Raw genomic sequence first — 12,145 nt, 5'->3', positions numbered from 1 at the left:
CCATGTCCCGTTCCGAATCCCTGTTCGCCCAAGCCCAGAAGCACATCCCCGGCGGCGTGAACTCGCCCGTGCGTGCCTTCCGCAGCGTCGGCGGCACCCCGCTGTTCTTCAAGCATGCCGAAGGCGCCTATGTCATCGATGAAGACGACAAGCGCTACGTCGACTACGTCGGCTCCTGGGGCCCGATGATCCTCGGCCATAGCCACCCGGACGTCCTTGCGTCGGTGCGCAAGCAGCTGGAGCACGGGCTGTCCTACGGCGCCCCGACCGCCATGGAAACCGAGATGGCCGACCTGGTCTGCTCGATCGTGCCGTCCATGGAAATGGTGCGCATGGTCAGCTCCGGTACCGAGGCGACCATGAGCGCCATCCGCCTGGCCCGTGGCTATACCGGCCGCGATGCGATCATCAAGTTCGAAGGCTGCTACCACGGCCACTCCGACAGCCTGCTGGTCAAGGCCGGTTCCGGCCTGCTGACCCAGGGCGTGCCGAGCTCCGCCGGCGTGCCGGCGGACTTCGCCAAGCACACCCTGACCCTGCCGTTCAACGACATCGCGGCGGTGGAGAAAACCCTGTCGGAGGTCGGCCAGACGGTAGCCTGCATCATCGTCGAGCCGGTGGCCGGAAACATGAACTGCGTACCGCCGGCGCCAGGCTTCCTCGAGGGCCTGCGCGAACAATGCGACAAGCACGGCGTGGTGCTGATCTTCGATGAAGTGATGACCGGTTTCCGCGTGTCCCTCGGTGGCGCCCAGGGCCATTACGGCATCAAGCCGGACCTGTCGACCTTCGGCAAGATCGTCGGTGGCGGCATGCCGGTCGGCTGCTTCGGCGGCAAGCGCGAGATCATGGAGTGCATCGCCCCGCTTGGCCCGGTCTACCAGGCCGGTACCCTGTCGGGTAACCCGCTGGCCATGGCCGCGGGCCTGACCACGCTCAAGCTGATCAGCCGCCCGGGCTTCCACGATGAAGTGACCGCCTACACCAGCCGCATGCTCGACGGCCTGCAGCAGCGCGCCGATGCCGCTGGCGTTCCGTTCGTCACCACCCAGGCGGGCGCCATGTTCGGCCTGTATTTCAGCGGCGCCGACGACATCGTCACCTTCGACGACGTGATGGCCAGCGATGTCGAACGCTTCAAGCGCTTCTTCCATCTGATGCTCGAGGGCGGCGTGTACCTGGCGCCGAGCGCGTTCGAGGCCGGCTTCACCTCCATCGCCCATGGCGATGCCGAGCTGAAGATCACCCTGGATGCAGCCGAACGCGCCTTCGCAGCCCTGAAATAAAGATTGCCTGCACGGGCGCATTCGCGGTCAACCACGCTCCCACAAGCCCATCATCAACGCTGTGGGAGCGGGTTCACCCGCGAAGGGGCCGGTTCACACCGGCTTTGTGACGCCTGTCACACCCCCAACCTCTGGATGACCAAGCTTCACCTATACAGAAAATCGAGTAAAACTTTGTAAGGTAGGCGCTGCTTATCCCATAATGTGCCACCAGAGACATTGGCCGCAGCTTTGCAGAGGTAAGTCGATCCCCATGAACCGCACCGGCCGAGCCCTTACCCTGGGCTGCCTGCTGCTTCTTCAGCCCCTGCTGGCCCTGGCGGAGGGCGGCAACTCGTTGCTCATTCCAGCGACGGGACGCTGCACCCTCAATACCCAGCCAGAGGACCTGGAGAATGCCCTGAAGGCGTGCGAGCGGACGGCAGAATCGGGGGATGCCCAGGCACAGTACGAACTGGGCGAGTTCTACTACAGTGGCAACCAAGCCCCCAAGGACCTGAAAAAAGCCGTCAACTGGTTCGAGAAGGCCTCGCTGCAAGGCCAAGCCCAGGCCCAATACCGCCTGGGCGCCATGTTCTTCCATGGCGAGGGGGTCCCGGCCAACAATGTGCAGGCCTATATCCTGCTGAAGATGGCTGCGGTCAATGGCGATGAAGACGCCCTGGACATGGCCGACGAAGTCACCGAGCAGATGCCCCGCGACGAACTCGAACATGCCACCCAGGTGCTTGGCCAGATCTTCCGCAAATACCTGCTGGAACTGCAGAACGCCGAAGGGCGTACGCCGTTCTCCCCCCTGCCCTGACGGGCCGCCTACTTCTCCGGCATCGGCATCGGGAACGGCATCACGTTGCCGCCCCCCTTGGCCTCGCTGATCTTCGCGGTACCCAGGCGCTCCACCTCGTCGATACGCACGATCGAATGCATCGGCACGAAGCTGCGCACCACGCCTTCGAACTGCGTCTTGAGCTTCTCTTCGCTGGGGTCGACCACCACCTGGGAGCGCTCGCCGAAGACGAATTCCTCGATCTCCAGGAACCCCCACAGGTCGCTCTGGTAGATCTGCTTGGCGTACATCTCGAAAACCTGGCCCTGGTTCAGGAAGATCACTTTGTAGATAGCGGGTTCGCGTTTGCTCATGATCGAAAGAAACGGCACAAAGATAGGAAAAGGCCGGCATCATAGCAGACCGCCTGGCCTGTTAAGCACCCGCCCCGGTCTCTATAATGTGCGGCCCTTTCAGCACCCGCAGCAGATGATTCGCCATGGCCAAGAAGCTCTACATTGAAACCCACGGTTGCCAGATGAACGAGTACGACAGCTCGCGCATGGTCGACCTGCTGGGCGAATACCAGGCCCTGGAAGTGACCGAGCACCCCGATGATGCCGACGTCATCCTGCTCAACACCTGCTCGATCCGCGAAAAGGCCCAGGACCAGGTGTACTCCAAGCTCGGCCGCTGGCGCGCCCTGAAAGACCGCAACCCGGACATGGTCATCGCCGTCGGTGGCTGCGTCGCCAGCCAGGAAGGCGAGGCGCTGCGCAAGCGGGCGCCCTATGTCGACGTGGTGTTCGGCCCGCAGACCCTACACCGCCTGCCCGAGATGATCGACGCCGCCCGCAGCACCCGCCTGCCGCAGGTCGACGTGTCGTTCCCGGAGATCGAGAAGTTCGACCACCTCCCCGAGCCCCGCATCGACGGGCCGACCGCGTTCGTCTCGGTCATGGAAGGCTGCAGCAAGTACTGCACTTTCTGCGTGGTGCCCTACACCCGCGGCACCGAAGTCAGCCGGCCGTTCGACGACGTGCTGGCCGAGGTGATCCACCTGGCCGAGAACGGCGTGCGCGAGATCACCTTGCTCGGCCAGAACGTCAACGGCTACCGCGGCCTGACCCATGACGGGCGCCTGGCCGACCTGGCCGAGCTGATCCGCGTCGTGGCAGCGGTGGACGGTATCGAACGGATCCGCTACACCACCTCGCACCCGCTGGAATTCTCCGACAGCCTGATCCAGGCCCATGCCGAGGTCCCGCAACTGGTCAAGCACCTGCACCTGCCGGTACAGGCCGGCTCCGACCGCGTGCTGGCGGCCATGAAGCGCAACCACACGATCCTCGAATACAAGTCCAAGCTGCGCAAGCTCAAGGCCGCGGTACCGGACATTTGCATCAGTTCGGACTTCATCGTCGGCTTCCCCGGCGAGACCGAAAAAGACTTCGAACAGACCATGAAGCTGGTGGCGGAGGTCGGCTTCGACTTCTCTTTCTCGTTCGTCTACAGCGCCCGCCCGGGCACTCCGGCGGCGGAGCTGGTGGACGACACGCCCGAAGACGTGAAGAAGCAGCGCCTGCAACGGCTGCAGCACCGCATCGACCAGCAGGGGTTCGAGATCAGCCGACGCATGGTCGGCAGCGTCCAGCGCATCCTGGTCACCGACTTCTCCAAGCGCGACCCGGGCAAGCTGCAGGGGCGCACCGAGAATAATCGAATCGTCAACTTCCACTGCGACAATCCTGCGCTGATCGGCCAGTTGGTGGATGTACGGATCGAAGAGGCCAAGCCGCATTCGTTGGTCGGCTCATTGGTTCAATGATGATCGGTGGCGGGCCTTTTCGCGGGTGAACCCGCTCCCACCGAATGGCGGTGAACCTCGTGGGAGCGGGTTTACCCGCGAATGCGCCACCACAGATACCTGTCCCTTGATCGTTTCAGTGCTTTCACCACCGCCCTTCAAGGGTTATTCTTGAGTTCACATCCATTGCCGTCGAGCGGCTAAAAACGACCTTGAACGCACCCATACAACCCCATCGCTTCATCCTCGAGCCCTTCGAGGCCCACCGCTTCGCCAACCTGTGCGGCCAGTTCGACGAGCACCTGCGCCTGATCGAACAGCGCCTGGCCATCGAAATCCGCAACCGTGGCAATCAGTTCGAACTGATCGGCGAGCCCAAGACCACCTCGGCTGCCGAACAGCTGCTGCGCCGCCTCTATCGCGAAGCCAAGGCCTCCGAGCTGTCACCGGAAACCGTCCACCTGTACCTGCAGGAGTCGACCGTCGAGACCCTCGACAACCCGGCCGTCAACGAAGTCAGCGTCTCGCTGCGCACGCGCAAGGGCAATATCCGCCCGCGCGGTGTCAACCAGCAGCGCTACGTGAAGGAAATCCTGGCCAACGACATCAACTTCGGCATCGGCCCCGCCGGTACCGGCAAGACGTACCTGGCCGTGGCCTGCGCCGTGGATGCCCTGGAGCGCGAACAGGTGCGCCGCATCCTGCTGGTACGCCCGGCCGTCGAGGCCGGCGAGAAGCTCGGCTTCCTGCCTGGCGACCTGGCGCAGAAGATCGACCCGTACCTGCGCCCGCTGTACGACGCCCTCTACGAGATGCTCGGCTTCGAACATGTGGCCAAGCTGATCGAACGCCAGGTGATCGAGATCGCTCCGCTGGCCTACATGCGTGGCCGCACCCTGAACAACAGCTTCATCATCCTCGACGAAAGCCAGAACACCACCCTCGAGCAGATGAAGATGTTCCTCACCCGCATCGGCTTTGGCTCGACTGCGGTGATCACCGGCGACATCACCCAGGTCGACCTGCCACGTGGCACCAAGTCGGGCCTGGCCCATGTGATCGAGGTGCTCAAGGACGTGCCGGGCATCAGCTTCACCCACTTCCAGCCCAAGGACGTGGTTCGCCACCCCTTGGTGCAACGCATCGTCGAAGCCTATGACCGCTTCGACGCCCGCCAGGCCAAGCCCGAGGCACCCGCCCAAGATGCTTGAACTCGACCTGCAACGGGCCACGGATGCCGCTGCCCCTGATGACGCCGCCTTCCGCCGCTGGTGCGAGCTGGCCCTGCGCCAGCGCAGTGCCGACTCGGAAATGACCATTCGCCTGGTCGATGAGACCGAAGGCCGCGAGCTCAACAACACCTACCGGCACAAGGACTACGCGACCAACGTGCTGTCGTTCCCGGCCGATGTCCCCGACGAGCTGCTCGACATCCCGCTGCTGGGCGACCTGGTCATCTGCGTGCCGGTGGTCGAGCGCGAAGCCGCCGAACAGGGCAAGGCCCTCGAGGCGCACTGGGCGCACCTGGTCATCCATGGCTGCCTGCACCTGCTCGGCTACGACCACATCGACGATGACGAAGCCGAGGAAATGGAAGCCCTGGAACGAACCTTGCTGGCGGAACTGGGTCATCCCGACCCGTACGCCGATGACGAAATCACGCCTCCCGCGACAAAGGATCACGAGTAACCGCCATGAGCGAAGACCGATCGAGCAATGGGCAAAAGTCCTGGCTGGGTAAGCTGACCCAGGCTTTTGCCCATGAGCCGAAAAACCGCCAGGAGCTCCTCGAGCTGCTGCGCGAAGCCCATCAGAACAAGCTGCTCGACAGCGAAGCGCTGACCATCGTCGAAGGCGCCATCCAGGTCGCCGACCTGCAGGTGCGCGACATCATGGTGCCGCGCTCGCAGATGATCAGCATCAAGGCCAGCCAGTCGCCACGCGAATTCCTGCCGGCAGTGATCGACGCCGCGCACTCGCGCTACCCGGTGATCGGCGAGAGCCATGACGATGTGCTCGGGATCCTCCTGGCCAAGGACCTGCTGCCGTTGATCCTCAAGGAGAACGGTGACAGCTTCAACATCAAGGACCTGCTGCGCCCCGCCACCTTCGTGCCGGAGTCCAAGCGCCTGAACGTGCTGCTGCGCGAGTTCCGCGCCAACCACAACCACATGGCCGTGGTCATCGACGAATACGGCGGCGTAGCCGGCCTGGTGACCATCGAGGACGTGCTGGAGCAGATCGTCGGCGACATCGAGGACGAACACGACGTCGAGGAAGACAGCTACATCAAGCCACTGCCCAGCGGTGACTTCCTGATCAAGGCCCTGACGCCGATCGAAAACTTCAACGAGTTCTTCGACTGCGAGTTCTCCGACGACGAATTCGACACCGTCGGCGGCCTGGTGATGAGTGCCTTCGGCCACCTGCCCAAGCGCAACGAGACCACCGAGATCGGCGCCTACAAGTTCCGTATTCTCAATGCCGACAGCCGGCGGATACACTTGCTGCGCCTGACCCCGATCACCCGTTAAGGACAAACATGCGTTGGATCACCCGCCCCGGCTGGCCCGGTAACCTGCTGGCCCTGGCGGCTGGCGCATCGACCCTCCTGGCCCTGGCGCCGTTCGACATCTGGCCGCTGGCGCTGCTGTCCATCGCCCTGCTCTACCTGGGCCTGCGTGAGCTCAGCCCACGCCAGGCCATGTGGCGTGGCTGGTGGTTCGGCTTCGGCCTGTACGGCGCCGGCACCTGGTGGATCTACGTCAGCATGAACACCTACGGCGGCGCCTCGCCGCTGCTGGCGGTGGGGCTGCTGCTGGCGTTCTTCGCTGCCCTGGCCTGGTTCTTCGCCCTGCCCACTTGGCTGTGGGCACGCTGGCTGCGGCGCAACGAGGCGCCGTTGGCCGACGCCCTGTGCTTCGCGGCCCTGTGGCTGCTGCAAGAGGCCTTCCGCGGCTGGTTCCTGACCGGTTTTCCCTGGTTGTACGCTGGCTACAGCCAGCTCGATGGCCCACTCGCAGGCCTGGCGCCGCTTGGGGGCGTATGGCTGGTTTCCTTTGTCCTGGCATTGAGCGCGGCGCTGCTGTGCAACCTGCCCCGCTTGCGCGCACGCCCATCGTTCCTGGCAGCGGGCGTGGTACTGCTGGTGGCGCCCTGGGGCGTCGGCCTGGCCCTCAAAAACCACGCCTGGACCATACCCTCCGGCGACCCACTGAAGGTCGCCGCCTTGCAGGGTAACGTCGAGCAGGACCTGAAATGGGACCCTGCGCACATCGACGCACAACTGACGCTGTACCGCGACATGAGTTTCACCTCCAAGCCCGTGGACCTGCTGGTGTGGCCGGAAACCGCCGTGCCAGTGCTCAAGGATCAGGCCCAGGGCTACATCGATGTGATGGGGCGCTTTGCCGCCGACCGCCATTCGGCGCTGATCACCGGCGTGCCAGTGCGTGAAGTGGTGCATCATCAGCGCCGCTATTACAACGGCATCACCGTGACCGGCGAAGGCGACGGCACCTACCTCAAGCAGAAACTAGTGCCGTTCGGCGAGTACGTACCGCTGCAGGACATGCTCCGTGGGCTGATCGAATTCTTCAACCTGCCCATGTCGGACTTCGCCCGCGGCCCGTCGGACCAGCCGCTGTTGCAGGCCAAGGGCTACCAGGTTGCGCCGTTCATCTGCTACGAGGTGGTATACCCCGAGTTCGCCGCAGGCCTGGCAGCGCGTAGCGATCTGTTGCTGACCATCAGCAACGACACCTGGTTCGGCACCTCGATCGGCCCGCTGCAACACCTGCAGATGGCCCAGATGCGAGCCCTGGAAGCAGGCCGCTGGATGATCCGCGCCACCAACAACGGCGTGACCGCGCTGATCGACCCGTTCGGCAGGATCACCGCGCAGATTCCGCAATTCCAGCAGGCGGTTCTCTATGGGGAAGTGGTGCCGATGCAACAGCTGACCCCCTACCTGCAATGGCGCTCGTGGCCACTGGCTATCATCTGCGCCCTGTTGCTGGGCTGGTCGCTGCTGGCAAGCCGGATCGCCAAGACAGTCTAAGTTTTCCTGCCCCGGCCTCATCGCGGGACAAGCCCGCTCCCACAGGATCTCCACAGCCCTTGAGGTTTGTGCGTACCTGTAGGAGCGGGCTCGTCCCGCGATGAGGCCGGTCCAGCAGCAGAAAGCATCAATAGAACAACCGATACCCCACCAACCCCACCGCCTCGTTAAGCAACTGCCCACTGCGCCAAACCGCCCGGCTATCGGGCAGCAAGCCGGCGAACGGCTGGGCATGGTCGCCACCGAGGAACCCCACCGGCGCCGTCACCACCTCGAACCCCGCCCGCTCAAAGCTCCACCGCGCACGCGGCATGTGCCAGGCCTGGGTCACCAGCACCACCCGGCGGACGCCCTGGGGCTGCAGCAGCCGCGCACTGAACTGGGCATTCTCCCAGGTGGTGCGGCTGGCCTCCTCCTTCCAGCGCACGGCAACGCCGAAGTCCGCCTGCAATCGGTCAGCCATCAATTGCGCCTCGCTCGGCGGCGTCCCGTAGTGCAGCCCGCCACTGATCGCCAGCGGCAACCCCGAGGCCTTGGCCAGCTGCGCGGCATAGCGCATGCGCTCCAGGGCCGTGCCGGTCGGTTGGTCCTGGCCACCCCAGGCCGGGTCGCCACGCTCACGGCCGGCGCCCAGCACGACGATGGCATCGACACGCTCGGCCAGGGCCGGCCATTGCGCCGGCAGCAGCGGCGCTTCGGTTTCCAGTTGCCGGGCAGCCTGCTCCACCACCAGGGGCAGACTCATCAGCCACAGGCCGCCCAGGCCCAGGGCGAAGCAGGCCGCCGCCAGGCGCGGGCGTCGCGTGCGCAGCCACCAGGCGGCCAGCAGCAGCAGGAACAGCACGCCAGGCGGCAGCAACCATTGTTTGATGAAGTAGCGAAGCGGCATGCACAGACCTCCCATGAAGGCGTGCAGCCTAAGAGGATCGACGCCGGGCAACAAGTGTGTGTCCGACGCCGATCATGAGCAGTTGTAAGAAAGAACCGGCGCACGACGGTCTGCGCCTGGAACCCAGAACGGCTAGCGGGGCAGCGTCCGGGATCTTGCCGTGATGGCAGGGCGTTTCTTGTCCTTGAGCCAGACGATCTTCGCCGAAGTCGGCTCCGGTGGCGGGTAGGCCCCGGTACTGGCAAAGCGACCTTCCGGGAGGGTTTCCAGGTAGGCCTTGATCACTTCGAACTCGGCATGGCTCAGGCCACGCAGTTCCAGTTCGGCTGGCATCTCGTCGCGTAATCGTACGGAGGTCCTGGCCACTTCCAGAGCCAGGCCCAGGCGGTCGATCAAGCGTTCGTATAGCTCCGGTTTGATTGCGGGTAGCTGCGACTCTCCCATCCGTTCACCTCATTGAAGATAAGAATATCTCCCCCACAAATGAGCTTAGCGTCACTGCAAAAAGCAGCCGGATGCCGCGACCAACGGCCCGTGCGCCGCATTCAGGGTTTCCCACGATACGCGACGCTCATGTATGCTACGGCGTTCACTCTACCGACACCGGAGTGCCGGACGCAGCGAGGTTCCGCTGCGGAAAACAGGGTCCCTACCTCTCTCAGCACAAAGTAGCCATGCACGAACAATACACGCCCCGTGAAATAGAAGCCGCCGCCCAGACCTTCTGGGACGAGCAACAATCGTTCGCTGTCACCGAACAGCCAGGCAAGGACACCTACTACTGCCTGTCGATGTTCCCGTACCCGAGCGGCAAGCTACACATGGGTCACGTGCGCAACTACACCATCGGCGATGTGATCGCCCGCTACCAGCGCATGCAGGGCAAGAACGTGCTCCAGCCGATGGGTTGGGACGCCTTCGGCATGCCGGCGGAAAACGCCGCGATGAAGAACAACGTCGCCCCGGCCAAGTGGACGTACGAGAACATCGACTACATGAAGTCCCAGCTCAAGAGCCTGGGCCTGGCGATCGACTGGTCCCGTGAAGTCACCACCTGCAAGCCGGACTACTACCGCTGGGAGCAGTGGCTGTTCACCCGCCTGTTCGAGAAGGGTGTCATCTACCGCAAGAACGGCACCGTCAACTGGGACCCGGTCGACCAGACTGTCCTGGCCAACGAACAGGTCATCGACGGCCGTGGCTGGCGTTCGGGCGCGCTGATCGAGAAGCGCGAAATCCCGATGTACTACTTCCGCATCACCGACTACGCCGACGAGCTGCTGGAAAGCCTCGACGAGCTGCCGGGCTGGCCTGAGCAGGTCAAGACCATGCAGCGCAACTGGATCGGCAAGTCGCGCGGCATGGAAGTGCAGTTCCCCTACGACCAGGCGAGCATCGGCCATGAAGGCGCCCTGAAGGTCTTCACCACCCGCCCGGACACCCTGATGGGTGCCACCTACGTCGCGGTCGCCGCCGAGCACCCGCTGGCCACCCAGGCTGCCCAGGGCAACCCGGCGCTGCAGGCGTTCATCGACGAATGCAAGAGCGGCAGCGTCGCCGAGGCCGACATGGCCACCCAGGAGAAGAAGGGCATGCCCACTTCCCTGTTCGTCCAGCACCCACTGACCGGCGAAAAGCTGCCGGTCTGGGTCGCCAACTACGTGTTGATGCACTACGGCGATGGCGCCGTGATGGCAGTCCCGGCCCATGACGAGCGCGACTTCGAGTTCGCCCACAAGTACAACCTGCCGGTCAAGGCAGTGGTACGCACCAGCGCGGGCGACGAGGTCGGCAGCGAATGGCAGGCCGCCTACGGCGAGCATGGCCAACTGATCAACTCCGGCGAATTCGACGGCCTGGACTTCCAGGGCGCGTTCGACGCCATCGAAGCCGCACTGATCCGCAAGGAACTCGGCAAGTCGCGCACCCAGTTCCGCCTGCGCGACTGGGGCATCAGCCGCCAGCGCTACTGGGGCTGCCCGATCCCGATCATCCACTGCCCGTCCTGCGGCGACGTGCCGGTGCCGGAAGACCAACTGCCGGTCAAATTGCCCGAGGATGTGGTGCCGGACGGCGCCGGCTCGCCCCTGGCGCGCATGCCCGAATTCTACGAATGCACCTGCCCGAAATGCGGCGCTGCGGCCAAGCGCGAAACCGACACCATGGACACCTTCGTCGAGTCGTCCTGGTACTTCGCCCGCTATGCTTCGCCAAACTACGAAGGTGGCATGGTCGACCCGAAGGCGGCCAACCACTGGCTGCCTGTGGACCAGTACATCGGCGGTATCGAGCACGCCATCCTGCACCTGCTGTATGCGCGCTTCTTCCACAAGCTGATGCGCGACGAAGGCCTGGTCACCTCCAACGAGCCGTTCAAGAACCTGCTCACCCAGGGCATGGTCGTCGCCGAGACCTACTACCGCACCGCCAGCAACGGTGGCAAGGACTGGTTCAACCCAGCCGACGTCGAGGTCGAGCGTGACGCCAAGGCCAAGATCATCGGCGCCCGCCTGAAAACCGACGGCCTGCCGGTGGAAATCGGTGGCACCGAGAAGATGTCCAAGTCCAAGAACAACGGCGTTGACCCGCAGGCCATGATCGACGCCTACGGCGCCGACACCTGCCGCCTGTTCATGATGTTCGCCTCGCCGCCCGACATGAGCCTGGAATGGTCCGACTCCGGCGTCGAGGGTGCCAGCCGCTTCCTGCGCCGTGTCTGGCGCCTGGCCCAGGCCCATGTTGCCCAGGGCCTGCCGGGCAAGCTGGATGTCGCTTCGCTGGACGACGCGCAGAAGACCATCCGCCGCGCCATCCATGCCGCGATCAAGCAGGCCAGCACCGACGTGGGTCAGTTCCACAAGTTCAACACCGCCATCGCCCAGGTGATGACCGTGATGAACGTGCTGGAAAAAGCCCCGCAAGCCACCGAACAGGACCGTGCCCTGCTGCAGGAAGGCCTGGAGGCCGTCACCCTGCTGCTGGCTCCGATCACCCCGCACATCAGCCATGCGCTGTGGCAGCACCTGGGCCACGACCAGGCGGTGATCGATGCCACCTGGCCGAGCGTCGACGAAAGCGCTCTGGTACAGGACAGCATCACCCTGGTGGTCCAGGTCAACGGCAAGCTGCGCGGCCAGGTTGAAATGCCCGCCGCCGCCAGCCGTGAAGAGATCGAAGCCGCCGCTCGCAGCAACGAAAACGTCCTGCGCTTCATCGATGGCCTGACCATCCGCAAGGTCATCGTCGTGCCGGGCAAGCTGGTCAACATCGTCGCCAACTGATGGCAACGCCCACCCGCACACGGCGCGGGTGGGCGGAACAGGCCCACAAGGGAGCT

Annotated in this window: 11 protein-coding genes; 8 read left to right on the top strand and 3 right to left on the bottom strand. The window is 64.3% G+C overall.

Annotated features, from left to right (window positions below; genetic code table 11):
- Window positions 1-2 precede the first annotated feature (2 nt).
- Together hemL and ACXHGZ_RS01670 are read left to right on the top strand one after the other, a co-directional pair.
- Entirely contained in the window at window positions 3-1,286 is a 1,284-nt protein-coding gene (hemL, locus tag ACXHGZ_RS01675) for a glutamate-1-semialdehyde 2,1-aminomutase (RefSeq protein ID WP_368830152.1), read from the top strand.
- 253 nt (window positions 1,287-1,539) lie between these two features.
- Entirely contained in the window at window positions 1,540-2,091 is a 552-nt protein-coding gene (locus ACXHGZ_RS01670) for a tetratricopeptide repeat protein (RefSeq protein ID WP_084855534.1), read from the top strand.
- Between the two features lie 8 nt (window positions 2,092-2,099).
- Here ACXHGZ_RS01670 and ACXHGZ_RS01665 read toward each other — a convergent pair whose 3' ends face one another.
- Window positions 2,100-2,426 carry a DUF1820 family protein gene (locus tag ACXHGZ_RS01665; protein WP_480462077.1) on the bottom strand — a complete coding sequence of 109 codons (327 nt, stop codon included), beginning with the start codon at window positions 2,424-2,426 and terminating at the stop codon, window positions 2,100-2,102.
- Between the two features lie 125 nt (window positions 2,427-2,551).
- On the opposite strand from ACXHGZ_RS01665, the gene miaB reads away from it, so the two are divergent.
- From miaB to lnt, 5 genes are all read left to right on the top strand, one after another.
- The gene (gene miaB / locus ACXHGZ_RS01660; protein ID WP_480462075.1) at window positions 2,552-3,880 is read left to right on the top strand and encodes a tRNA (N6-isopentenyl adenosine(37)-C2)-methylthiotransferase MiaB; all 1,329 of its coding nucleotides are present in this window, start codon (window positions 2,552-2,554) and stop codon (window positions 3,878-3,880) included.
- Between the two features lie 191 nt (window positions 3,881-4,071).
- A complete protein-coding gene (locus tag ACXHGZ_RS01655; protein WP_084855536.1) occupies window positions 4,072-5,070 on the top strand; it encodes a PhoH family protein in 999 nt (332 codons plus the stop codon).
- Complete coding sequence (gene ybeY / locus ACXHGZ_RS01650) at window positions 5,063-5,548, top strand: rRNA maturation RNase YbeY (protein WP_480462073.1); 486 nt, start codon at window positions 5,063-5,065, stop codon at window positions 5,546-5,548. Before ACXHGZ_RS01655 ends, ybeY begins: the two co-directional genes overlap by 8 nt.
- Window positions 5,549-5,553: 5 nt before the next feature.
- Window positions 5,554-6,393, top strand: a complete 840-nt coding sequence (locus tag ACXHGZ_RS01645) for a CorC family transporter (RefSeq protein ID WP_196146216.1) — start codon at window positions 5,554-5,556, stop codon at window positions 6,391-6,393.
- Between the two features lie 8 nt (window positions 6,394-6,401).
- A complete protein-coding gene (gene lnt / locus ACXHGZ_RS01640) occupies window positions 6,402-7,919 on the top strand; it encodes an apolipoprotein N-acyltransferase (RefSeq protein ID WP_480462071.1) in 1,518 nt (505 codons plus the stop codon).
- A 127-nt stretch (window positions 7,920-8,046) separates the two neighbouring features.
- Here the strand turns inward: lnt and ACXHGZ_RS01635 are convergent, their stop codons facing one another.
- On the bottom strand, window positions 8,047-8,808 hold the full coding sequence (locus tag ACXHGZ_RS01635) for a YdcF family protein (protein WP_480462069.1): 762 nt from the start codon (window positions 8,806-8,808) through the stop codon (window positions 8,047-8,049).
- Window positions 8,809-8,940: 132 nt separating this feature from the next.
- Window positions 8,941-9,252 carry a hypothetical protein gene (locus ACXHGZ_RS01630; RefSeq protein ID WP_084855541.1) on the bottom strand — a complete coding sequence of 104 codons (312 nt, stop codon included), beginning with the start codon at window positions 9,250-9,252 and terminating at the stop codon, window positions 8,941-8,943.
- Window positions 9,253-9,482: 230 nt separating this feature from the next.
- On the opposite strand from ACXHGZ_RS01630, the gene leuS reads away from it, so the two are divergent.
- Window positions 9,483-12,089, top strand: coding sequence for a leucine--tRNA ligase (gene leuS, locus ACXHGZ_RS01625; RefSeq protein WP_480462067.1), 2,607 nt, complete (start codon window positions 9,483-9,485; stop codon window positions 12,087-12,089).
- Window positions 12,090-12,145: the final 56 nt, after the last annotated feature.

The sequence above is a fragment of the Pseudomonas shiyinii genome (assembly GCF_056725765.1).
This window is presented reverse-complemented; position numbering and strand designations above follow the sequence as displayed.